The following is a 23192-nucleotide window of genomic DNA, read 5'->3' on the forward strand; positions in this document are numbered from 1 at the left end:
CACGCCTGCCCGGTCATCCATGCTAAATTATTAAACTAATCGAATTGTTAATGATGGGCGGGGCTATGGCGCAAAACGAGATCGCACTGGAAGCGGAGGTCAGCCGCAGAGTCATGGGGGCACGGCTGGCTATCGGGCTGTTACAGGGGCTGCTGCTGTATTGGCTGTACGCCTCGGCGCGCGACGTCGCCTGGCCGGCGACCGCGCCGTTTGCCATGGTGCCGCTGACCGCCGTGCTGTTGATCCTGCCGGTGCTGCTGGTCTCCTGCCTGGGCCACCTGAAGCCGCGCCAGGCCGTGGTCTGGCTGCTGGTCGCGCTGGCGGTGCTGCTGGCATTCTCGCTGCACGACGCCTGGCGCGACCAGAATACCCAGCCGCTGTTGAGCAACTGGGAGCATAAGCCCATCTATTCGCCGTCGGTATTGATGGTGTTCTTCAGCGCCGTATTCTTCTTTATCGCGCATACGCTGGTGCTGGCCGGCGCGCAGGAGGGCAGGCGCATCGCCAGCTATAACACCTACTTTGAAACGGGATGGAAGCTGGCTATACAACTGTTGTTTTCTGCATTCTTTGTCGGCGCCTTGTTCTTCGTGCTGTTGATGGGATCCCAGCTGTTCATGCTGGTGAAGCTGAAGTTCCTGCAGGAGCTGCTGCGCGAATCGTGGTTCAACGTGCCGGTGATCTGCACCGCGTTTTCCTGCGCCATGCACGTGACGGACGTGCGGCCGGCCATCGTGCGTGGCATCCGCACCCTGCTGCTGGTGCTGATGTCGTGGATACTTCCGGTGGCGGTGGTGCTGGTGACCGGCTTTATCTGTTCGCTGCCTTTCACCGGGCTGTCCGCGCTGTGGGAGACGCGCCACGCCACCTCGGTGCTGCTGGGCGCCGCCGCAGTGCTGCTGGTGCTGATCAATGCCGCCTTCCAGAATGGCGAGGCGATCGTGGCGCTGCCGCTGCGCGTGGGTGCGCGCACGGCGGCCATGCTGATCCTGCCGGTGACGCTGATCGGCATGTATGCGCTTGGGCTGCGGGTGGCGCAGTACGGCTGGACTTCCGACCGGGTGATCGCCGCCGCCTGTTTGCTGGTCGCCGCTTTTTATGCGGTCGGCTACCTGTGGGCGGCGTCTCAGTACGACACCTGGCTCATGCCGGTCAGTACAGTCAATGTGTGGGCCGCGTTCCTGGTGCTGGCTGTGCTGCTGGCGCTATTTACGCCGATCGCCGATCCGGCGCGCATCGGCGTGAACAGCCAGATGGCGCGGCTGGCCAAGGGCAAGACCGCTGCCGCCGATTTCGATTTCCGCTACCTGCGCTTTGAGGGCGGCCGCTACGGCCGCGCCGCGCTGGAAGAGCTGAAGCAGCGCCGCACCGGCGCGGATGCGGCGGTACTGGCACGCGAGGCGGCGGCCATGCTGGCGCTGGATGACAGGGACCGGTGGAAGCAGCCCACGCGCGCCACCGCGCCGGTTTCGGTGGCGGACAATCTGACCGTGTGGCCATCCGGCGCGCAACTGCCGGCCAGCTTCCTGGCGCAGAAATGGGAGACCATGCAGGATCACCTCAAGCCCGATTGTCTGAGCAAGCGGGAAGGGAAGTGCGATGCCTTCCTGATCGATGCGGATGGTGACGGCAAGCCCGAAGTGCTGCTGATCGAACGGCAGCATGCTGGCGGCGGCCAGGTGTTCGCGGAAAGTGCCGATGGCAGCTGGAAGGTGGCCGCCAATCTCGCCTACAGCGACATCAGCTGCAAGCCGCTGGTGGAAAAACTGCGGAAAGGCGAGTTCACGCTGGCGACGCCGCGCTTCAAGGAGTTGCAGGTCGGTGGCCGCCGGGTTGAGTTGAACCAGACCGTCGCGCCGGAAGACAAGGCCTGCGACAAGATCAGGTAGCGCCGCCCTGCAGCGGGCAGGCCTGCATGTCTTCGCCAAGGCGGCGCACCAGTTCACTGCGCAGCTGCTGCAGGCCGCTGATGCGCTGATCGATATCGGTCAGCTTGCGTTCCATGGCGGCGCGCAACTGCGGCGCGGACGCCCCCGGCTCTGCCAGCAGCGGCAGGTCGGCTTCGATTTCGCTCAGCGTGAAGCCCAGCGTTTGCGCCAGCCGGATGTAACGCAGCCAGTCCACGGCCTCCGGCGGATAGTCGCGATAGCCGTTGGCGCTGCGGCGCGCGCGCAGCAGACCGCGTTTCTCGTAGAAGCGCAGGGTATCGCGGCTCAGGCCTGTGGCGCCGGCGATTTCTCCGATTTGCATGCATGATCTCCAAAAACTGCTTGACCCTGGAGTGTACTCCAGCCTTTAGCATGGCTGCATGAAAACTACCACCTTCCGCAAAATCGTCCTGGGCAGCGCGATCTATGATTTGATCGTGACTGCGCCTTTCGCCACGCCGTGGAGCTTCGCCTACGCCCACGAGCATCTGGCTGTCATCAACCAGGCCCTGGGCGGCACGCCGCTGCCGGCCTTCACGCCATTCCATGTGCTGTTTGCCTGCCTGCTGGGCAGCGTGGTGCTGGTGTGGTCGGTGCTGCGCGTCAGCGACCCGCAGGCACGCTACGGCCGTTTCGACGGCGTCGCCCGCTTCCTGTTCACCACCTGGATGGGCTGGACGCTGGCCGTCACCGGCGCGCCGCTGCTCTGGCTCTTCATCGTCCCGGAATTCGCCTGGGGCGTGGCGCAGTGGCTGCCGGTACGCTCTCCGCCAGAAAATCGATGAAGGCGCGCACGCGGGCTGGCTGCTGCTGGCGGCTGGGGTAATACGCGTACAGATCGGCCGAGGGCAGGGTGTAGTCCGGCAGGACCACCTGCAGGCGTCCGCTGTCGAGATACTTGGCCGCGTCCCATTCGGAGCGCAGCAGGATGCCGTGGCCGTCCAGCGCCCAGCCCAGCACCACGTCGCCGTCGTTGCTGGACAGGCTGCCGTGGACTTTTACCGATTCGTGCTTGCGGCCTTTTTGCAGTTTCCATGTGCTGTAGGTGTCGTCGTTCTGGCGATGCAGGATGCAGCGGTGCTGCGCCAGATCCTGCGGCGTGCGCGGCACGCCGTTGCGCTTTAAATAGGCCGGGGAGGCGCACAGGTAGCGGTGATTGGACAATATCCTGCGCGCGCCCAGCCGCGTGTCCGGCAGCTCGCCAAAGCGTATCCCCAGGTCGTAGGCATCTTCCACCAGGTTGATGGCGCGGTCGGTCAGCTGCAGCTGCACTTCAACGTCCGGGTAGCGCCGTGCAAATGCCGACACCAGCGGCGCGATGGTGGTGCGGCCGAAGCCCAGCGTGGCATTCACGCGCAGCAGCCCCTTGGGCGCGGCGCGGCTGCTGGATACCGATTCCTCCATGTCGCGGATATCGGCCAGGATGCGCGTGGCTTGTGCCAGATAGGTTTCGCCTTCGCTGGTCAGGCTGACGCGGCGCGTGGTGCGGTTCAGCAGGCGCACGCCCAGGCGCTGCTCCATCAGCATCAGCCGCTTGGTGACGGCCGGCGGTGTCAGCCCCAGTTCGCGCGCGGTGGCGGCCAGGCTGCCCAGCTTGGCCAGCTTGACGAAGAAAGACAGCTCGGAGACGATATCGTTATTCACTTAAAGTTAATAAAGGAATTAATTTCAGTAAATTATACGACTATCTTTCAAGAGTAAGCTGGCATCCATTGTTCAACGGAGACCGCACCATGAAAATCGTCGAAATTCGCGAAAAGACCATCCCGATCAGCTCCCCGATCCGCAATGCCTACATCGATTTCAGCAAAATGACGCTGAGCCTCGTGGCGGTGATCACGGACGTGATCCGCGACGGCAAGCCGGTGGTCGGCTATGGCTTCAACTCGAATGGCCGTTACGGGCAGGGCAAGTTGATGCGCGAGCGCTTCATTCCGCGCATTCTGGAAGCCGACCCGTTGTCGCTGCTGAATGCAGAAGGCACCAACATCGATCCACACAAGGTGTGGGACTGCATGTTCACCAACGAGAAGCCGGGCGGCCATGGCGAGCGTTCGGTTGCCATCGGCACCATCGACATGGCGATCTGGGATGCCGTGGCCAAGATCGAGCGCAAGCCGTTGTTCCAGTTGCTGGCAGAGCGCTACGGCAGCGGCACGCCGGAGCGAAAGGTGTTTGTGTACGCGGCCGGTGGCTATTACTATCCGGGCCAGAGCCACGATGCGCTGAAAGATGAAATGCGCAGTTACATCGATCGCGGCTACACGGTGGTCAAGAAGAAAATCGGCGGCGCCTCGCTGGACGAGGATCTGCGCCGCATCGATTCCATTCTCAGTGTGCTGGGCGACGGCCAGAAGCTGGCGGTCGACGCGAATGGGCGCTTCGATCTCGATACCGCCATCAAATACGCCAAGGCGCTGTCGCAGTACGATCTGTTCTGGTACGAGGAGGCCGGCGACCCGCTCGACTTTGAACTGCAGGCCACGCTGCGCAATTACTATGACAAGCCGATGGCAACCGGCGAGAACCTGTTCTCGATGCAGGATGCGCGTAACCTGATCCGCTATGGCGGCATGCGCGCGGATCGCGACTGGCTGCAGTTCGACTGCGCCTTGAGCTACGGCCTGGTGGAATACCTGCGTACGCTGGACATGCTGCATCAGCACGGCTGGTCGCGCACCCGCTGCATTCCGCATGGCGGCCACCAGATGTCGCTGAATATCGCGGCTGGCCTGGGCCTGGGCGGCAACGAGTCGTATCCCGATCTGTTCCAGCCTTTCGGCGGCTTCCCGGACGGCGTGCAGGTCGATAACGGCTATATCACCATGCCGGACCTGGCGGGCATCGGCTTTGAGGGCAAGTCGAATTTATACAGCGAGATGGCTGCCCTCTGCGCCTGATTACAGCATCGCCAGCACTTCGGCCGTGCTGCGCACGCGGCCGAGGATAGGGAAGATGTTTTGCACCGCGAACCGATGCATCTCCGCCTTGATGCTGGACATGGCATCTTCCGCAAATACCAGCGCGTAGCCCAGATCCTGGGCAGCGCGCGCGGTCGACTCCACGCCGAAGTTGGTCGCAATGCCGCCAAGGATGATAGTGCGGATGCCACGGCGGCGCAATTGCTGATCAAGCGAGGTGCCATGGAAGGCACCCCACTGGCGTTTGTCGATCAGGATATCGGCATCCTGCTGGCCGGCCGCTGCGACGATTTGCCACGCTTCCGGCGGCAGCGGCGGGGCGGATGGATCGCGGCCGACGGAAATGTCCGCTGGCTGCTGCTGCAGTTCATTCACCAGTACACGCACGTAGACCACGGTGCCGCCGTTGCGGCGCAAAGCTTCGGCCAGCCTCGCACTGTTTTCCACCACCTGTTGCGATGCATGCGGCGCCAGCGTGCGCGCTACGTTGCTGTGTTGAAGATCGATTAATACCAATGCGGTGCTGATTGCCTCCATGGTGTGCTCCTAAAAATGTGAGGGTATCCTCATATATTGTAGCTTATAATGTGAGGATGTCCTCAGATATCGCAAAAACTCCGCGGCGCAAGCCGCAGCAGCAGCGCGGCGAACAGCGCGTGGCCTCCATGCTGGACGCTGCCGCCGCCGAATTCGCCCAAGCCGGCTTCGATGCCGCCACCATGACGGCGATTGCCGAACGATCCGGCTCGTCCATCGGCGCGCTGTATCAATACTTTCCCAACAAGCTGGCGCTGGCGCGTGCCTTGCGAGAGCAGTATGGCGAAGAGATGGCGCAGCGCTGGAGTGGCCTGATTGCCGATGCGGCGCAGTTGAGCGTTACCTCGCTGGTCGACCGCGTGTTTGACCTGATGATCGGTTTTTTTGAGGAGCGCCCGGCCTACTTTACGCTGCTGAATGCCACGCTCGGCTATCAGCGCAATGCGGACTCACGCCAGCGGTTGCGCGCGCAGTTTGGCGCAGCTTTGCGAGAGAAGAGACCGCAAATGGGAGAGGATGAAGCGCTACGTACCGCCAACGTGGCGCTGCAAATCGTGAAAGGGCTTAATCCGCTGTATGCGCAGGCGACTGCGGCGGAGCGCCGGGAATTGGTGGCGGAGTTCAAGCTGGCGCTGGTGGCCTACCTGAAAACCCGCCTGCACAAGTAATCAGGCAGCCTTGGCCAGCGTCTGCGGGCCGCTCCATACCTGCTGCGCCACGCGCATCATATTGCGGCCGAGGACCAGTTCCGCTTCTTTTTCGCTCATGCCGGTTCTGCGCAGCGCGGCCGGCAGGGCGCGCCAGACTTCCGGCGGCGTGAAGCTGGGCGGCTTGTCCATGCTGTAGCCGGCGGAGGCGGGCCACCAATGACCGGGATCGAATTCTCCGGGCGGCGTGTCATCCAGGCCTGGCTGCTGGAAGCAGATGTCCAGACCAATACCGGCATGCTGCACGCCCACCAGGTCGGCAATGTAGGCGGCATGGCGCGCCACGTCGTCCGCGGTTGGCTGCGCGCTGCCAAGGAAGAAGGACAGGCCGGAGACGCACACCACGCCGCCGGTAGCGGCGCAGGCGCGTATCTGCTCGTCGGTGACATTGCGGCCATGTTGCACCAGCGTGTAGGGATTGGCATGGCTGAAGATGACCGGCTGCGATGAGGCGCCCATGATCTCCAGGCTGCACAGGCGGCCGGCGTGGGAGCAGTCCATCAGGATGCCGTTGTCGTTAACCGCCTGCACCATGCGGTGGCCCAGCGGCGTAAGGCCACGCGCCACGTCGTGGCAGCCGTCGGCCACGCTGTTGTTGCGGTTGTAGGCGAAGTGAATCTGACGCACGCCCAATTGCGCGTACAAGGCCACCATGTCCGGCTGATCCAGCAAGGGCATGGAACCTTCAAGGTCGAAGGTGATCGCCATGCGGCCATCGGCCGCGGCCTGGATGATGTCGTCCACGCTGGAGACCAGCACGTAGCATTCGGGATCGGCCGCGATGGTGGCGCGATAGCCGGCGATAACCGACATCACCTGCGATATCGGGTTCATGTCCGCGCCAACGTTCAGCGACACGTAATTGACCCCGGCCGCGTGCAGGCGGCGTACCGGCGTGAAGTCTGCCAGCGGATGTTGCGGCAGGCAGGCGTGTGCGTCCCAGTTGATCATGATGGTCAGTGTGATTAAAAAGGCTATATTCCCACGAAAGCCCGCGCGGGGCAAATTTGCCGCATGCTTTATACTGGCGGCTTTTCATCCGCACCACGAAGGCCGACATGTCTTTCTCCACGCTGGGCCTCGCTCCCTCGCTGCTCAACGCCGTTACCGAAATCGGTTACCAGGAACCGACCGCGATCCAGCGCGCCGCCATTCCCGCCATCCTGCGCGGAGGCGATGTGCTGGGCGCAGCGCAAACCGGTTCCGGCAAGACTGCCGCTTTCGCGCTGCCGCTGCTGCAATCGCTGCTGGAAAAGCGCAAGTGGCCGCGCAAGCTGCATGGCCTGGTATTGGTGCCGACACGTGAGCTGGCGGCGCAAGTGGGAGAGGCGATCAACAAGCTGGCCGCGCATCTGAACGAGCCGGTGAAGGTGGTGGTGGTGTTTGGCGGCGTGTCGATCAACCCGCAGATGCTGGCGCTGCGCGGCGGCGCCGATATCGTGGTGGCGACAGCGGGCCGCTTGCTGGATCTGATCGACCATAACGCGCTGCATATCTCGAACACGCAAGTGCTGGTGCTGGACGAAGCCGATCGCCTGCTGGACATGGGCTTTAGCGAAGAGCTGAACGAGATTCTGGAGCAGTTGCCCAAGCAGCGCCAGAACCTGTTTTTCTCCGCGACCTTCCCGCCGGCGGTGCAAGCGCTGGCGGATAGCTTGCTGCACCAACCGGCGCGCATCGAAGTGCTGGCGGAACCCGAGAGCAAACCGGATATCCAGCAGCGCGCCATTTCGGTCGATGTGCCGCGCCGTACCATGCTGCTCAAACACCTGATCCTGGAGCACAAATGGCGCGGTGTGATGGTGTTTGTCGCCACCAAATATGCGTCCGACCACGTGGCGGAGAAGTTGAACCGCAACGGCATTCGCGCCGCATCTTTCCACGGCGAGTTAAGCCAGGGCGCACGCACGGATGCACTGGCCGATTTCAAGGCTGGCCGTCTGCAGGTGCTGGTGGCGACCGACGTGGCGGCGCGTGGCATTGATGTGGCGCGCCTGCCGGCGGTGGTGAACTACGATCTGCCGCGATCCGCTGTCGATTACACCCACCGTATCGGCCGTACCGGCCGCGCAGGCCTGAGCGGCGTTGCCATCAGTTTTGTCACCGCCGAGGCGGAGCAGCATTTCCGCCTGATCGAGAAGCGCCAGGGCGGGCGCGTGCCGCGCGAGATCATTGCCGGCTTTGAACCGACTGAAGCCGCTGCGCCGTCCAACGGCGTGACCGATACCGTCAACGGCGGCATCAAGGGCAAGCGCAAGAGCAAAAAGGACAAGCTGCGCGAAGCCGCTGCCGCAGCTGCGGCAGACGGCAAGTAATCAGACAGCGCTCTCGCGGAACTGACGCCGGTATTCTGACGGCGATGTGTGCAGCGTGGCGCGGAAGTGCTGGCGCAGCGACAGCGCCGACCCGAAGCCCGCTTCCTGCGCCACGATTTCAATCGAAGCGTCGCTGGTCTCCAGCAATCCCTGCGCGTGCGCCACGCGCTGGTTGAGCAGCCACTGTTTGAACGAAGTGCCGGTCGCATCGCGGAAGTGGCGGGTAAAATTGCGCCGGCTCATGGCGGCGCGCGCGGCCAGCGCGTCAATGCTGTGGTGATCGGCCAGATGCAGATTCACCCATTCCAGTACCTGGGCAAAGCGGTCGTCGCTGCCACTGACCGGCACCGGACGTTCGATGAACTGCGCCTGTCCGCCCTGACGGTGCGGCGCCACAACCAGCTGGCGCGCGACACGGTTGGCTGCTTCCGCTCCGCATAATTCGCGCAGCAGGTGCAGGCAGCAATCCAGTCCGGCAGCCACGCCGGCAGAAGTCAATACCTCGTCATCGACATACAACACTTCGCGGTCCACCGTGACGGCAGGGAAGCGCTCGGCCAGCGTCTGCGCGAACGACCAGTGGGTGGTGGCGCTGCGGCCATTGAGCAGACCTGCTTCCGCCAAAGGGAAAGCGCCCAGACACAGGCCGACGATGCGGGCGCCGCGCCGCTGTGCACGCCGCAGCGCCTCCAGCAACGGGGCTGGTGCCGGCCGGCAGTCGTCATGCCAGGTCGGCACAATCACGATATCGGCGCGGCTCATCGCTTGCAAGCCGTAAGGGACGTTGATATCGAAGCCGGCAGTGGTGCGCAGCGGCGAAGGGTCGGGGGAGCAGATCTTCAGGTCGAATACTTCCTCGTCCCTGAAGACCATGCCGGGCACGGACAGGTGGAAGGGCGTGATGTCGTCAAACGCGACGACGGCGATCTTGTATCGGGCATTCATGGCCCGATTATATCGGAGGTATGCCTTTGGGCCACTGTTTCAGTATTGCGCGCGGGCGCACAATGCCTCTCACCGCAACCCACTCAGGAGAACCAGCATGCGCCGTGCCTTGATCGTCATTGATGTGCAAAATGAATACTTCACAGGGAAAATGAAGATTGAATATCCGCCGGTCGATGACAGCCTGGCGAATATCACCCGGGCGATGGACGCCGCCCGCGCTGCCGGGATTCCGGTGGTGATGGTGCAACACGATGCGCCCGAGCAGTCGCCGATCTTTGCCAAGGGTTCGGATGGCTGGCAGCTGCATCCGGAGATGAGGGGGCGCTCCTACAGCCACTTGATCAACAAGGCTTATGCCAGCGTGTTCACCGGCACCGATCTGGCACAATGGATCGCGGACAATGGCGTGGATACGCTGACCATCGTCGGCTATATGACGCACAACTGCGATGCATCCACCATCTACGAGGCGGCGCACAAGGGATTGGCCGTGGAGTTTCTGTCAGACGCCAGCGGCTCGCCGTCGTATGAGAACGCGGCCGGCAAGGCCAGTGCGGAAGAGATCCACCGGGTTTACAGCACGGTGTTCCATTCCAGCTTTGCCGCCGTGGCCAGCACCGGGCAGTGGATTGCGGCTGTGCGGGAAGGGAAGGCGCTGGAGCGGGACAATATCTTCATGTCGGTCCAGCGCACGCTGAAGTAAGGCTTAGCCGCCCGTGCGCTTGGGTTTGTGGCCAAGCCTGGTCAGCTCGGCCATCACGCGTTCGCAATGGTCGCCCTGGATTTCAAGTACGCCATCCTTGACCGTGCCGCCCGAGCCGCAGGCGCCGCGCAGTTGCTTGCCCAGTGCGGCCAGTGCCTCGGCAGCCAGCGGCAGGCCGCGCACCAGGGTCACGGTCTTGCCGCCGCGCCCCTTGGATTCGCGCGAGACTTTGACATTGCCATCGCCAACCGGCCTGGCTTTGGCGGCGGATTTGCACACGCAATCCGCCAGCGGCTTGCGGCAGTCGGGGCACATGCGTCCCGTTTCGGTGGAGTAGACCAGGGCCATGGCTTAATCCTTCAGCATGCGCGGCATCAGCACCTGGAAAAAGCGCTTCTGATCGGAGCTGAGACAGACGCGCGCGTTGGGCGTGCCGGCTTGCTCGCGGGTGTAGCCTTCGTTATCGACGACGATGCGCAGCGGCGACAGCGGGCACACGGACGGATCGATCATCCACGCCACCGGCACTACGTCGAACAGCGACGGCATGTTGCTGGACCAGGGTTGGTAGGCGTTGATCCATTGGTGGTAGAGCAGGGCCAGTTGATCGGTGACGGCGGAGCCATGGCCCAGCAGGGCGTTGCGCTCCACTTCATCCAGGCGGATCTGGGTCGAGTCGAGCGGCATCATGACGATCGCCACACCGGAGGTGAACAGCTTTTGCGCGGCGCCGATGTCCGAGACGATGTTGTATTCCTTGTCCACTGGCCGCTGCGGCACATATTGCGATTTGCTGTAGCCGATTCGCACCGAACCGCCCATCAGCGCCACTTGCCTGACCTTGCCGAAGGCGGCGGCGTCACGCTGGATGGCGGCGCCGACGTTGGTCAGCGGGCCGAGGGCCAGCAGGGTGATCTGGCCGGGGTTGCGGTTGAACTGGTCGAGCATGAAGTCAACCGCGTCGACCTTGGCTGGCAGCTTGCCGCGCTGGGCGTAACGCGCTTGCGTGAATGGCTGCGGGTTGTCCCTGGTGGGAATGCCTTGTGCGATCGGGATCTGGCTGTGGCCCGTCTCGCGCAGCATGCGTTCCAGCAGTTGCGCGCGCAGGGCGGTGTCGCCCCATGCGGTGGTAATGCCGACGATTTCAATGTCCGGGCTTTGCAGCAGCAGGCCGAGGGCGAAGGCGTCGTCGATGTCGTCGCCGATGTCCATGTCGACGATGACCTTTTGCGGCGCGGCGTGCGCCAGCATTGCGCACGACAGCGCGAATACGGAAAACAGCCCGCGCAAGTGGCGGGAAAGGGAGGAGGCCATGTCTATCCTTGATGCGTTGGAAGCCGAATTTTACAGGAAGCTGGCTTTCCTCAGCGTGGCAGGGACGATGCGGCGATGGGCCGGCGCGACGAAGAACATGTAGACGCGTCCCAGCGTGTTGTTGATGTGAACCACAGTGCTGACGGCGACCTTGTGCTGCGTCTTGCAGACGGAGAGTTCGACTTTAAGATGCTTGTCGGCGTCTCCGAGGATGACTTCCTGTTCGCTCAGGTAGCGGATGCTGAAGATGCCGACACGGTCGCCAACCTGGTAGGCGCTTGCTGGCTTGGCCGGATCGATGGCGTTCAGCAGGCCGAGGTCTTTCAGACCAACCAGCCTGACGATGCGGTTGCGCAGCGCCATGGCGCGGTTGACCCAGCGCGGTGTGGTCGCAGCTACTTTCAGGTAGGCCTCCAGCGCGGACAGCTGGTTCGGCTGGGTGTCCAGAGTGTAGCAGTCATGGAAGTCGGCGCCGGGCAGGCGCCGGGCGATCTCGCTTTGCTGCGGGATGATCGAGGCGGTGATGGCCATGGTTGTTATGTCTTGTTTGTTATCAGGGCGATGCGGCGTTTGATGCGTTGGGCTTCGGCGGTGTCGCCGGCTTGTTCTGCGCGCATGGCCTGGACGCCCAGCCAGGCGAGCAGGGGGCGGCGCCAGCCTTGGGCGGAGGCGGTTTCCACGGCGTCTGCCAGGATTTGCGGATTGGCGCGGCCGGTGCGCAGCAGTACGCCGCTGGCGACCAGACGGGAAAGCGGATCGGTGATGGCTTGAACCGCGCTCACCACGGCCGTATCGCTGGTCGCCGCAGCCACCGCCCGATGCTGCTCCGGCAGCAGCGCGATGTCCGCTGCGCCCGCTGCCGGCTCGGTGGCGGCCGTTGCCGTTGCTGGCGCCGAGGCCACGGCGTTGCCGGCGGCGGGCGGCTGTGCGGAGGCGGCGAGCCGCCCGCCGAGGTAGGCGGCGTAAACGCGGTCGGCCGGGCTGGCGTCTTGGGAGAGCTTGTCGTAGCCGGGGCAGTCTTCAAACACCAGCGAAGCGACGCGCGCGGCGCAGCGTATCAGTTCTGCGCGGATGATCAGGTCTACCTTGCCGGTACTGGCCAGCGCTTCGCGCGCGCGGGCGGCTTCGGCGTTTTCCACGCGCGTATTGCCGGCCATGTAGGCGGTTGTCGCGCGCTCGATGCTGCTGTGCGCATTCAGCTGCCAATCCGGCACCGGCGGATTATTGCCGCAGCCGGCCAGCAGCAGGGCCGCAATAGCGATGGTCTTCCTCATGGCAGCTTGATCTCCGTATCCCGCTTGAACGGCCATTTGCGATTGATTTCATTCACCAGCTGTTCCACCCGGCGCAAACTGCTTTCCACCTCGCCGCGCAGCGCGCCCAGGTCCGCCGTGGCTTCCTTGGTATTGGACGCTACCGCCTGCGCTTCGACCAGCACCGCATCCATCTTCTTGAGCGAATTGCGCGCATCCGCCAGCAAGCCATTCAGCTGGATGATGGTGCCTTGCTGGCCGAATACCCGTTCGTCCGCATGGCCGATCAGGCTATCCGCCTTGACCGCCAGCGCGTTCACCGTCACCAGCAGCTTGTTGGCGCGCTCCGCCAACTGCTGCGCGTTCTTGTCGTCGCCGGCGATCAGGCCCATAGCTCCGTGCGGACCATTCAGCTTGCCGGTGACGCCGGCCACATTCGCCAGCGATGCCGCCAATGCCGAATTCTCCGCCGTCAGGTCGTTCAGGTTTTGCAGCAGGTCGCGGGCGGCAGCCAGCAGGCGCGGGATCTCGGCGCCCGGGTCGCCCACCAGCAGCGCGCGCGCCGCGCCATCTTCCAGCGGCGGATCGGTCGGAATGCCGCTGAATGCGCGCAGCTTGGCGCCGCCCACCAGCCCGCGCTCCAGCGTGAAGATGCTGGAGCTACGCAGCCAGTGCGCATCCTTGCGCGGCACGTCCACCACCACGCGTGCCTTGCCTTCCGGGCTTAGTTCGATGCGCCGCACGCGGCCAATGGGGAAGCCGGCAAAAGTCACATCCATGCCGACTACCACACCCTCCGAATCGTCGGCCTGCAAAATCAGCGTCTGCGTCGCCTCGAAAGCGCCGCGCGCGTACAGCAAATACACCGCCGATCCAAGCACCAGCACCACCATCAGCACCAGCAGCACGGCAGCCTTGAATTCGGCATTGCGCACTGGCGCGGCTTCGTTGTTCTGTTCTGTCATATCAGTAGTAATTACCCATGAGCGAGGCGACTTCGATCAACAGCATCACGCCAAACACGCGCACCATGTCCGACAGGCCGTGCGAGATGCGATTCGAGGTTGCCATCGGTATCAGCCCGACCGCAAAACTGAAGAACACAATCTTCAGCACCAGTATCAGCGCGACCGCAGGATTGAACACCTGCCCGACCACGCGCGTGTAGCCCGTCAGCGCCCATGGCGTAAAGCCGTAGAGCGAGAGATAGGCCAGGATCAGCGTCAGCACGCAGCTGACCGCGGCCAGCATCCAGACCGCAAAAATGCCGGAGACCACGCGTGGAAAGAATTCGCGATGCAGCTCGCCGCCGCTGGCCGTGCCGGCCGCCTGACGGCGCTGCGCCAGTTCCAGCCCGGCGGGCAGGGTGGTGCGCAGGGCAACGAAAGCGGCAGCGGTCAGTGGTATCAATTCCAGCACCAGTACCCGCACCACCATCTCCAGCGCAAAGCGCGACAGGCCGTAACTCTGCGAGGTCACCACCACGATGCGGATCAGCACCAGGCTGACCAGCGCGGATAGCACCCCAAACCACGCCAGATTCGGCACCGTATCGGCCACCAGATGGCGCGCCAGCACCGGCCGGTTGGCGCGGCCATAGCTGGCCGGCGTCAGCGCCATGGAAAACATCAGCACCGCGAAATGCAGCAGCCGCCACCAGCCATGCAGCCAGGCGACAGCGCCTTGGTGCAGTCTTTGCAGGATGCCCGGGGTAGATGCTTGCGTGTTCATGTTGGCAGTTTAGCACCGTCGCGGCTTGGACCGGAGCACGCTATTTGTCCGGGAAGCTGGCGATGATGGCATCGGCGGCCGCGCGCACGCGGGCACTGCGGCTTAAATCGGCATGCATCACCAGCCACACATCGTAATGATCGACGCGCTCCGGCCAGATGCGCACCAGCCGCTTGTCGCTATCGGCCATGTGGCATGGCAGTTCGGCAACGCCCATGCCGAGCCGCGCCGCTTCCAGCATGGCCAGCCCGCTGTTGACCTCCATCGCCACGCGCGCATTGTGTACCGGTTCAAAGCAGATCTTCTCCTGATGGCGTGGCGCCACCGAAGCCTGGTAGATCACAATGTCATGGCCGGCCAGGCCGTTGCCCGGTTCCGGCATGCCGCGCGCCTTCAGGTAAGCCGGCGTAGCGTAGAGGCCCATGCTGCGCTTGGTCAGGTGGCGCGAGATCAGGTCCGGACTGGTGGGCTTGAGCGTACGCACCGCCAGGTCGGCCTCGCGCCGCGTCAGGCTGGTGATGGCGGTGCTGGTGCTGAGCGAGATGCGGATGTCCGGATGCTGCACGTGCAGCCGCTGCATGGCGGCGATGACGAAGTGCGCGGCCATGGTGTCGGAGGTTGTCACCCGCACCACACCGGACAGGCGGTTATCGATGCCCTGCATCTCGCGCTGGAACTGCAGGGCGGCGTGTTCCATCTTTTCGGCGGCGCTGACGGCCAGTTCTCCGGCTGGCGTGGCCATGTAGCCGGACGGCGTGCGCAGGAACAGGCGCGCGCCGAGCGAGCTTTCCAGCGCGTTGAGGCGGCGGCCCACCGTGGCCTGGTCGATGTCCAGCAGCGCGGCGGCGGAGCGCAACGTGCCCTTGCGGTAGATGGCAAGGAAGATGCGGGCGTTGTCCCAGTCCATGAAGTTCTCCTCGGTGATGCAATTTTGCATCAGAGTGCCGATGTTATGCGTATTTACTGCATCAGGCAAGCGGCCTACCATGTGGACATGAATACTTCCACTAGCGCCGCCGTACCAGCACGGCACGTGCCTCCCTTATTGATGCTGATGACGCTGGCCATCGGCTTTGTGATGGCGATGATCGATGTCACCGCCGTGAATACCGCGCTGTCCGATATCTCTGTCAGCCTGGCGGTGCCGCTTACCGGCCTGGTTTGGGTGGTGGACGGTTACACGCTGACTTTTGCCGCGCTGCTGATGGCCGGCGGCGCGCTGGCCGACCGTTTCGGCCCCAAGACCGTGTATCAGGGCGGCCTGAGCGTGTTCATACTCGGTTCGATTTTGTGCGCGCTGGCCCCCAGCGGCAATGCACTGATCGCCGCGCGGCTGCTGCAGGGCGCGGGCGCGGCGCTGTTCATGCCGAGTTCCTTGAGCCTGCTGACGCATGCGTATGAAGATCAGGCCACACGGGCTCGCATGCTGGGCACCTGGTCGGCCATTGTCGGCTGCTCGTCGGCCGCCGGTCCGCTGGTCGGCGGCTTGCTGGTCCACGAATTTGGCTGGCGCAGCGTGTTTTGGGTGAACGTGCCTATCGGCCTGCTGGGGATTGTGCTGACGCAGGCGCTGGCCCCGGCCACCGCGCGCCACAAGCGTGCCTTGTCGATGCTGAGCCACGCGCTGGGGGTGGCGGCGCTGGCAGCCTTGAGTTTTGTGCTGATCGAGGGGCCGGTGCTGGGTTGGCTGTCCGCGCAGGTGTTGACCGCTGGCGCGGCCACGGTGATTGCCGCCTCGCTGCTAGTGCGGCGCGAGCGCATCGGCGCGCATCCGCTGCTGCCCAAGGCTTTGTTCGAAACGCCGGCGTTCGCGGCGGCCAACGGCGTCGGCTTCCTGATTAACTTCGCCGTGTTTGGGCAGCTGTTCTTGCTGAGCCTATTCATCCAGCAGGGAGGGGCGGACGCACTGCGGACGGGCGTCAAGCTGATACCGATGATGGCGGCTTTCGCCATCGGTAACCTGACTTCGGGCCGCATCACGGCACGTGTCGGCACCCGCCCGCCGATGTTGTATGGCTTGATGGTGGGGCTGTCGGTGGCAGTATTGATGCTGCTTGGTCTGCGTCCTGAAACACCATACTGGCTGCTGGTGACGGCTGCGGTGGTAATGAATGTGGCGATCGGGATTGCGATTCCCGGCATGACGGCAACCGTGATGCTGGTGGCCGGCAAGGCCAATGCCAATAGCGCCGCCGCCGCGCTGAACGCCAACCGCCAGATCGGCGCCCTGGTCGGCGTGGCGATGATGGGAACGGTGATGCATGTCGCGCCGCAGTGGGCGCTGCGCCTGCCACTGGCGTTCACGCTGATCGCAGCGGCATACGCGGGCGCCTTGCTACTGGTGTACCGCTACATCAAGCTGGGTAAGCCGGTTTAAACACCGTGCTTGTTGCGCCACTCGATCATCTCCGCGATGGTCAGGATGGGCATCTGGTGCAGTTCCGCGAAACGCTCGATATCGGCGCCACGCATCATGGTGCCGTCCGGGTTCATCAGCTCGCACAGCACGGCCGATGGATTCAGGCCCGCCATGGTGGCCAGGTCCACCGAACCCTCGGTGTGGCCCTTGCGCGCCAATACGCCGCCCGGCGTGGCGCGCAGCGGGAATACGTGGCCCGGATGCACCAGGTCCGACGGCCTGGCGCCGGCCGCGGTGGCGGCGCGGATGGTGGTCACCCGGTCGGCCGCCGAAACGCCGGTGGTCACGCCGTCGCGCGCTTCGATCGATACCGTGAACGGCGTGCCATAACGGCTGCCGTTATTGGCCGCCATCATCGGCAATTCCAGCTCCCGTACCTTGTCGGCGCTGAGACACAGGCATACGATGCCGCTGCACTCGCGGATCATCATGGCCATGGTCTGGACGGTCATCTTTTCAGCGGCGACGATCAGGTCCGCTTCGTTCTCGCGGTCGAAATCATCCAGCAGGATGACCGGCACGCCGGCGCGCATGGCGTCCAGCGCCGCGTGCATGCGGCCTTCCAGATCGTCGGATACCAGGGAATAAGGGGATACTGCTGCTTGGTCAAACATGAAAAACGCTCCTCGCAATAGGCGAAAAACGCGACAGGGCAAGCGAATACGCGCAGCCGGCCACGCCACAAGTGGCGTGCAGGATGCGAAAACCGCACATCTTCTTTCATCCGGACTTTAACCGTCGGCCCTGGAGTTTCACCAGATCTGCGCCTGAGCGCTCGCGGGCTTTACCGCCGGTGGGGAATTGCACCCCGCCCCGAAGACGTCGTTGTTGTACCTGCCGGGCGGCAGGCAGCGAGGATTTTAGCCCAAATTAAGGATTTCAGTGTATGGTAGCTGTTCTCTAAAAAATCCAAGTATCCGGAGACGAAGTTGATTACCCTGCGTACCCTGTGCGGCGCTGCACTTCTGGCCTGTACTTTCCCGGCGCAAGCCGAAGCCCTCCCACCACTGAAACTGAGCGACCAGATTCCTGTCGGTCCGCAGGTAAAAGTTGGCAAATTAGCCAATGGATTGACTTACTACATCCAGAAAAACGGCCGTCCGGAGAAAAAACTGGAATTGCGGCTGGTGGTCAAGGCAGGTTCCATCCTGGAGGACGAGGATCAGCAAGGGCTGGCGCACTTCACGGAACACATGGCGTTCAACGGTTCGACGCACTTCAAGCGCAACGAACTGGTTTCGTATCTGCAGTCGATCGGCGTCAAATTCGGCGCGGACCTCAACGCCTACACCAGCTTTGACGAAACCGTCTACATCCTGCCGATACCGACCGATAAAAAGGAAGTCGTCGAGCAGGGCTTCCAGGTGCTGGAAGACTGGGCGCACGGCCTGTCCTTCAATGATGCGGACATCGACAGCGAGCGCGGTATCGTGCTGGAAGAGCTGCGTCTCGGTAAGGGCGTGGATGACCGCATGAACAAGGTGGTGCTGCCCAAGGTGCTGAACGGCTCGCGCTACGCCGAGCGCATGCCGATCGGTAAAGAAGACATCATCAAGAGCTTCAAATACGATGCCATCAAGCGGTTTTACCGCGACTGGTATCGTCCGGACCTGATGGCGGTGGTGGTGGTGGGCGATATCGAACCGGCCGAAGCCCAGCGCCTGATCGAGCAGCATTTCAACAAGCTGAAAAATCCGGCCAATCCGCGACCGCGCGAGTACGCCAAAATCGCCCAGCGCGAAGAGTCGGAAGGCGTGGTGTTCACCGACAAGGAAGTCGGCGCCAACACGGTCTACATCCGCTACCCGATTCAATCGTGGCCGGCCGGCGAAACGATTGCGGACTATCGCCAGAAGCTGATCGAAGGGATGTACAGCTTTATCCTCAGCCAGCGCATGTACGAATTGACGCAGCAGGCCAATCCGCCTTTCCTGCAAGGCGGCAGCGGCATGAACAAGATCGTGCGCGGCTACCGTTCCTTTGGCGCCGGCGCGGTGCTGGGCAAGGGCGGCGCCACGCCGGCCATCAACGCGCTGGTGCAGGAAGATCAGCGCGCGCGCCAATACGGCTTCAGCGCGGCGGAAGTGGAGCGCGCCAAGAAAGGCATGCTGCGCAACTATGAGCGCATCTACAATGAGCGTGACAAGTCCGATTCGTCCGGTTATGCGGCCGAATACATCCGCAACTTCCTGGAGCAGGAGTCGATTCCCGGGACGGCGGCCGAATACCGCTACGCGACCGAGCTGATACCGGGCATTACGGTGCAGGAGGTGAACGCCGCCGTGCGTGCCGCCATCCCGGACAACCAGAGCAAGCTGGTGATCTATACCGGCATGGAAAAGCAGGGCTTGGCCCAGCCGAAGGCGGACCAGCTGGTGGCAACCGCCACCGCGGCTGAAAAAATCGCCGTCAAGCCGCTGGAAGACAAGGTGTATGCCTCGCAGCTGATGCCCAGGCCACCCAAGGCCGGCAGCATTGTCAGTGAAAAGGTGAATGCCAGCATCGGCACCACGGAGCTCACGCTCAGCAACGGCGTGAAGGTGATGCTCAAGCCCACCGACTTCAATAACGACCAGGTGATCCTGGGCGGCTTGCGCTATGGCGGCTGGTCGCTGCTGCCGGACAGCGATGTCTTTGCCGCGCACTACGCCAGCAGCATCGTCGGCCAGATGGGGGTGTTGAACTACACGCCCAACGATCTGGTGAAAGTCCTGGCAGGGAAGAGTGTGAGTTCCAGCGCCAATGTCAGCTCGCTCAACGAATCGGTCGGCGGCAGCTCGGGCAGCACGGATGTGGAAGCCATGCTGCAGCTGGTCTATCTGCAGATGACGCAGCCGCGCAAGGACGCCGCCATCTACACGGCCTACGTTGACCGTCAGCGTGAGCTGGCGCAGAACAACCTGGCGCGTCCGGAGTCGCTGTTCCACGACACGGTTACCGCCACGCTGTACAACAACAGTCCGCGCGTGCTGCGCGCCGCCAAGCCGGCCGATTTCGACCAGCTGGCGCTGGATCGGGTGCTGGATATCTATAACAGCCGCATGTCGAGCGCGCGCGATTTCACCTTCTTCATTGTCGGCAGCTTCGATGTGGAGAAGATCAAGCCGCTGATTGCCACTTACCTGGCCAGCCTGCCGGTGGGGGAGATTCCGGTGGCCTTCAAGGATGAAGGCGTGCGCCCGATCAAGGGCGTGGTCAAGAAGGAGGTATATGCGGGGACGGAGCCGAAGAGCACCATCTCGCTGTCCTTCACCGGCGAGGTGGAATACTCGCGCGCCGCGCGCATGCGCTTGCAGGCGCTGGTGGAAGTCATGAATATCAAGCTGATTGAAACCTTGCGCGAGAAAATGGGCGCCATGTACAGCGGCGGCATGAGTGGCTCCATGAGCCGCATCCCCTACGGTAACTACACCATCAACGCCAGCCTGCCGTGCGCGCCGGAGAACGTGGACAAGGTGCTGGCCGCCACCTTTGCGGAAATCGACAAGATCAAGCAGGATGGCGTGGAAGAGGCGGATCTCAACAAGGTCAAGGCGGCCTGGATCAAGAGCTACCGCAAGGGCATGCGCGAGAACGGCTATTGGATGGCGTCCCTGCAGAACGCATTCTTTAACAATACCAATCCAGAGGATATACTGACGTACGAGTCGCGCGTCAACGGTTTGACCGTGGCGGACCTGAAGCAGGCCGCGCAGCGCTACTTCGACACCAATAACTACCTGCAGGTAGTGCTGTACCCCGAGAAGTAAGGAGTCATCATGGCAAAGAAAAAGGAAGAGCTGGACCCGGAAACCCTGGAGCTGATTAACTGGTGCATTGAAGTGGAAGGCTTCCTGGTCAAGGGCGGCGCCACGCAGCAGCAGGCGCAGGAGCACATAGAAGAGCAGGTCGAGTGGTTCACCGACCAGTTCTACGAGGGCTTGACGCCCGAGGAAGCGGCCAAGGAAGCTTTGGCTTAATTGTTAACCCGGCTGTGCTTCGTGACAGACGACGCACAGCTTATTCCCCTCTGGATCGCGGAAATAGGCGCCGTAGTAGTTGGTGTGATACTGCGGCCGCAGTCCGGGCGCGCCTTCGCAAGTGCCGCCATGTTCACGCGCCGCCGCGTAGGCGCGGTCCACCATCTCCCTCGACGTTGCCATCAGCGCCAGCATCTGGCCGTTGCCGCAGCTTGCAGGCTGGTTGTCATACGGCGCGCCGATCACGAACAGCGGACGGGCGCCTTCCGCCGGCTGCCACGCCGCCCACGGCCGGTGCGCGTCAACGAAGCGCTGGCGCGCGCCCAGTTCCGTCATCAATGCGCTATAGAACGGCAGGGCTTCTTCAAAGTTGTTAATCCCCACATAAACATGTGACAGCATTTGCTTCCTCCGACGAGTGAGTATATCGTCAACATTGTGAGATATAGTGTACGCGGAGATGAGCGCAAAATGGAAAAAAACACCTTGGAACTGATACCGGGCGTGGCGCCGCCGCGCCGCATCGCGGATTTGCCGGGGCCGAAGGCGCGGCCGCTGTTCGGCAATATACGCGAGATTCGCGCCCAGCCGTTTCACCTGGTGATGGAGAACTGGGCACGCGAGCACGGGCCGCTGTACCGCTTCCGCATCATGCGCAAGCAAATGCTGGCCACCTCGGACCGCGACCTGATCGCCGCGCTGCTGCGCGACCGGCCGGACGTCATCCGGCGCTCCACCCGCTCGGCCGAGATGTTGAACGAGGTAGGCACGCGCGGGCTGTTCACCGCCGAGGGCGACGACTGGCGCCGCCAGCGCAAGCTGGTGATGCGCGCGCTGACGCCGGAAGTGATCCATAACTTCTTTCCCACGCTGGCGGCCATGACGGACCGCCTGCGCCTGCGCTGGGAGCGCGCCATCGCCGCCGGCAAGCCGGTGGACCTGCTGCGCGACCTGAAGGCGTACACGCTGGACGTGACCATCGGCCTGGCGATGGGGCAGGACATCAACACGCTGGAGCTGGAAGAACACCCGCTGCAGCGTGACATCGAATTCCTGTTCAAGCTGGTGGCGCGCCGCCTGACCACGCCGTTCACTTACTGGCGCGTGCCGGTGTTGAAGCGCGCGCAGGACCATGAAGCCACGGCGGCGGCAGCGCGCATCCAGACCGCGATTGCCGGCTTCATTGCCGACGCCCGCCAGCGCATCGCGCACAATCCGGCCTTGCGTCAGAAGCCGGCCAATATGCTGGAAGCACTGATCGTGGCGCGTGATGAACCGGATTCCGGCTTTACTGACGCTGAAGTCATCGGCAACGCCATCACCATGGTGTTCGCCGGCGAGGACACCACGTCCAACACTATGGGCTGGCTGCTGGAGTTCCTGGCCGATCATCCGCCGGCCGCGGCACGCATGGCGCAGGAAGCGTCCGAGGTGCTGGGTGCGCGTGCGGTGCTGGACGATTACCATTTGCTCGATCAGCTCAACTACATCGACGCCGCCACGCGCGAAGCCATGCGTCTCAAGCCGGTGGCGCCGTTCATGGCGGCGGAAACCAATCATGACACGACGCTGGGCGATCTGGCGGTGCCGGCGGGGACCGTGATCTTCCTGCTGTTGCGTCATTCGGCCGAACGCGCCAATGACCTGGCGCAGCCGGAGCGTTTCATGCCGGAGCGCTGGCTGGAAGGGGCGAACGGGCAGGGCGACGACCCAGGCCGCAAGCTGTTCCCGTTTGGCGGCGGGCCGCGCTTTTGCCCGGGGCGATACCTGGCCATGGCGGAGATCAAGATGGCGATGTCCATGCTGGCGCGGCAGTTTGCGCTGGAACGCGTGCCCGGCGCACCGGCGGCGCGCGAGTGCTTTACCTTTACCATGACGCCGGATAAGCTGCCGGTGCGGCTGGCCAGCCGCGCATAAAAAAAGGAGATGCCATGTTCAAGAAAATCATCGTTGGCCTGTCGGTACTGATCCTGATCGTGCTGGCGGTTGCCGCTGTGCAGCCGGCCACCTACAGCGTCACGCGCAGCGTGGCCATCAAGGCGCCGCCGGAGAAGATCCAGCCGCTGATCAGCGACTTCCATAACTGGGTACAATGGTCGCCATGGGAGCATCTGGACCCGGCCATGAACCGCACCTTCAGCGGTGCGCCCAAGGATCTCGGCGCGGTCTATGCTTGGCAGGGCAACCGTCAGGTGGGCGCCGGCCGCATGGAGGTGATCAGCCTGACGCCGTCCAAGGTCGGCATCAAGCTGGACTTCTATGTGCCGGTGGAGTCGTCGTCGCTGACGGATTTCGTGCTGGAGCCGAAGGGCGACGGCACCCAGGTCACCTGGACCATGTCCGGCAAGACTGATTTCGTGGCCAAGCTGATGGGCATGTTCGTCAGCATGGACAGCATGATCGGCCCGGCGTTTGAAAGCGGCCTGGCCAAGATGAAAGCGGTGGCGGAAAAATAAG

At 63.3% G+C, this 23192-nt stretch carries 25 protein-coding genes and 1 riboswitch; of the genes, 11 read left to right on the forward strand and 14 right to left on the reverse strand.

Annotated features, from left to right (window positions below; all coding sequences use genetic code 11):
* Positions 1-50: 50 nt before the first annotated feature.
* Complete coding sequence (locus tag ABDW57_RS14010; protein ID WP_343730797.1) at positions 51-1889, forward strand: DUF4153 domain-containing protein; 1839 nt, start codon at positions 51-53, stop codon at positions 1887-1889.
* Here the strand turns inward: ABDW57_RS14010 and ABDW57_RS14015 are convergent.
* Positions 1882-2250, reverse strand: coding sequence for a MerR family transcriptional regulator (locus ABDW57_RS14015; protein WP_343730798.1), 369 nt, complete (start codon positions 2248-2250; stop codon positions 1882-1884). The genes ABDW57_RS14010 and ABDW57_RS14015 overlap by 8 nt on opposite strands.
* A 58-nt stretch (positions 2251-2308) precedes the next feature.
* On the opposite strand from ABDW57_RS14015, the gene ABDW57_RS14020 reads away from it, so the two are divergent.
* Complete coding sequence (locus ABDW57_RS14020; RefSeq protein ID WP_343730799.1) at positions 2309-2713, forward strand: hypothetical protein; 405 nt, start codon at positions 2309-2311, stop codon at positions 2711-2713.
* On the opposite strand, the gene ABDW57_RS14025 is transcribed toward ABDW57_RS14020, so the two are convergent.
* On the reverse strand, positions 2643-3572 hold the full coding sequence (locus ABDW57_RS14025) for a LysR family transcriptional regulator (protein WP_343730800.1): 930 nt from the start codon (positions 3570-3572) through the stop codon (positions 2643-2645). The genes ABDW57_RS14020 and ABDW57_RS14025 overlap by 71 nt on opposite strands.
* An 89-nt stretch (positions 3573-3661) precedes the next feature.
* Here ABDW57_RS14025 and ABDW57_RS14030 point away from each other — a divergent pair, with 89 nt between their 5' ends.
* A complete protein-coding gene (locus ABDW57_RS14030; protein ID WP_343730801.1) occupies positions 3662-4828 on the forward strand; it encodes a mandelate racemase/muconate lactonizing enzyme family protein in 1167 nt (388 codons plus the stop codon).
* Here ABDW57_RS14030 and ABDW57_RS14035 read toward each other — a convergent pair whose 3' ends face one another.
* A complete protein-coding gene (locus ABDW57_RS14035; RefSeq protein ID WP_343730802.1) occupies positions 4829-5386 on the reverse strand; it encodes a hydrolase in 558 nt (185 codons plus the stop codon).
* A gap of 56 nt (positions 5387-5442) precedes the next feature.
* Between ABDW57_RS14035 and ABDW57_RS14040 the strand changes: the two genes are divergently transcribed.
* Positions 5443-6054 (forward strand): TetR/AcrR family transcriptional regulator, encoded by a 612-nt coding sequence (locus ABDW57_RS14040; RefSeq protein ID WP_343730803.1) that lies wholly within the window; start codon positions 5443-5445, stop codon positions 6052-6054.
* Here ABDW57_RS14040 and ABDW57_RS14045 read toward each other — a convergent pair whose 3' ends face one another.
* Entirely contained in the window at positions 6055-7044 is a 990-nt protein-coding gene (locus ABDW57_RS14045) for a membrane dipeptidase (protein WP_343730804.1), read from the reverse strand.
* A gap of 107 nt (positions 7045-7151) precedes the next feature.
* Here ABDW57_RS14045 and ABDW57_RS14050 point away from each other — a divergent pair, with 107 nt between their 5' ends.
* Positions 7152-8408, forward strand: a complete 1257-nt coding sequence (locus ABDW57_RS14050; RefSeq protein WP_343730805.1) for a DEAD/DEAH box helicase — start codon at positions 7152-7154, stop codon at positions 8406-8408.
* Here the strand turns inward: ABDW57_RS14050 and ABDW57_RS14055 are convergent, their stop codons facing one another.
* Positions 8409-9353, reverse strand: coding sequence for a helix-turn-helix domain-containing protein (locus ABDW57_RS14055; RefSeq protein ID WP_343730806.1), 945 nt, complete (start codon positions 9351-9353; stop codon positions 8409-8411).
* 97 nt (positions 9354-9450) lie between these two features.
* Between ABDW57_RS14055 and ABDW57_RS14060 the strand changes: the two genes are divergently transcribed.
* Entirely contained in the window at positions 9451-10059 is a 609-nt protein-coding gene (locus tag ABDW57_RS14060; protein ID WP_343730807.1) for a cysteine hydrolase family protein, read from the forward strand.
* A gap of 3 nt (positions 10060-10062) precedes the next feature.
* On the opposite strand, the gene ABDW57_RS14065 is transcribed toward ABDW57_RS14060, so the two are convergent.
* The 7 genes from ABDW57_RS14065 to ABDW57_RS14095 are packed head-to-tail and all read right to left on the reverse strand — an operon-like array spanning position 10063 to position 15264.
* Positions 10063-10407, reverse strand: coding sequence for a translation initiation factor Sui1 (locus ABDW57_RS14065; protein WP_343730808.1), 345 nt, complete (start codon positions 10405-10407; stop codon positions 10063-10065).
* A 3-nt stretch (positions 10408-10410) separates the two neighbouring features.
* Complete coding sequence (locus tag ABDW57_RS14070) at positions 10411-11373, reverse strand: nucleoside hydrolase (protein ID WP_343730809.1); 963 nt, start codon at positions 11371-11373, stop codon at positions 10411-10413.
* Between the two features lie 30 nt (positions 11374-11403).
* The gene (locus ABDW57_RS14075) at positions 11404-11904 is read right to left on the reverse strand and encodes a DUF2867 domain-containing protein (RefSeq protein ID WP_343730810.1); all 501 of its coding nucleotides are present in this window, start codon (positions 11902-11904) and stop codon (positions 11404-11406) included.
* Positions 11905-11909: 5 nt separating this feature from the next.
* Positions 11910-12647 (reverse strand): hypothetical protein, encoded by a 738-nt coding sequence (locus ABDW57_RS14080; protein WP_343730811.1) that lies wholly within the window; start codon positions 12645-12647, stop codon positions 11910-11912.
* Positions 12644-13591, reverse strand: coding sequence for an MlaD family protein (locus ABDW57_RS14085; protein ID WP_343730812.1), 948 nt, complete (start codon positions 13589-13591; stop codon positions 12644-12646). The genes ABDW57_RS14080 and ABDW57_RS14085 overlap by 4 nt, the downstream gene beginning before the upstream one ends.
* Position 13592: 1 nt before the next feature.
* Positions 13593-14357, reverse strand: coding sequence for an ABC transporter permease (locus ABDW57_RS14090; RefSeq protein WP_343730813.1), 765 nt, complete (start codon positions 14355-14357; stop codon positions 13593-13595).
* Positions 14358-14397: 40 nt separating this feature from the next.
* Positions 14398-15264 (reverse strand): LysR family transcriptional regulator, encoded by an 867-nt coding sequence (locus ABDW57_RS14095; RefSeq protein ID WP_343730873.1) that lies wholly within the window; start codon positions 15262-15264, stop codon positions 14398-14400.
* Between the two features lie 87 nt (positions 15265-15351).
* Between ABDW57_RS14095 and ABDW57_RS14100 the strand changes: the two genes are divergently transcribed.
* Positions 15352-16734, forward strand: a complete 1383-nt coding sequence (locus ABDW57_RS14100; protein ID WP_343730814.1) for an MFS transporter — start codon at positions 15352-15354, stop codon at positions 16732-16734.
* On the opposite strand, the gene ribB is transcribed toward ABDW57_RS14100, so the two are convergent.
* The gene (gene ribB, locus ABDW57_RS14105) at positions 16731-17390 is read right to left on the reverse strand and encodes a 3,4-dihydroxy-2-butanone-4-phosphate synthase (protein ID WP_343730815.1); all 660 of its coding nucleotides are present in this window, start codon (positions 17388-17390) and stop codon (positions 16731-16733) included. The genes ABDW57_RS14100 and ribB overlap by 4 nt on opposite strands.
* A 94-nt stretch (positions 17391-17484) precedes the next feature.
* A riboswitch (FMN riboswitch) is annotated at positions 17485-17601 on the reverse strand.
* 104 nt (positions 17602-17705) lie between these two features.
* On the opposite strand from ribB, the gene ABDW57_RS14110 reads away from it, so the two are divergent.
* Positions 17706-20525 carry an insulinase family protein gene (locus ABDW57_RS14110; RefSeq protein WP_343730816.1) on the forward strand — a complete coding sequence of 940 codons (2820 nt, stop codon included), beginning with the start codon at positions 17706-17708 and terminating at the stop codon, positions 20523-20525.
* A gap of 9 nt (positions 20526-20534) precedes the next feature.
* Positions 20535-20735: a hypothetical protein gene (locus ABDW57_RS14115; RefSeq protein WP_176644689.1), complete on the forward strand. Its 201-nt coding sequence runs from the start codon at positions 20535-20537 to the stop codon at positions 20733-20735.
* A gap of 3 nt (positions 20736-20738) precedes the next feature.
* On the opposite strand, the gene ABDW57_RS14120 is transcribed toward ABDW57_RS14115, so the two are convergent.
* A complete protein-coding gene (locus ABDW57_RS14120; RefSeq protein WP_343730817.1) occupies positions 20739-21137 on the reverse strand; it encodes a VOC family protein in 399 nt (132 codons plus the stop codon).
* Between the two features lie 69 nt (positions 21138-21206).
* Here ABDW57_RS14120 and ABDW57_RS14125 point away from each other — a divergent pair, with 69 nt between their 5' ends.
* The gene (locus ABDW57_RS14125; protein ID WP_343730818.1) at positions 21207-22652 is read left to right on the forward strand and encodes a cytochrome P450; all 1446 of its coding nucleotides are present in this window, start codon (positions 21207-21209) and stop codon (positions 22650-22652) included.
* 14 nt (positions 22653-22666) lie between these two features.
* Entirely contained in the window at positions 22667-23191 is a 525-nt protein-coding gene (locus ABDW57_RS14130; RefSeq protein WP_343730819.1) for an SRPBCC family protein, read from the forward strand.
* Position 23192: the final 1 nt, after the last annotated feature.

The organism is Duganella sp. (assembly GCF_039595735.1).
Taxonomy (GTDB): Bacteria; Pseudomonadota; Gammaproteobacteria; order Burkholderiales; family Burkholderiaceae_D; genus Rugamonas.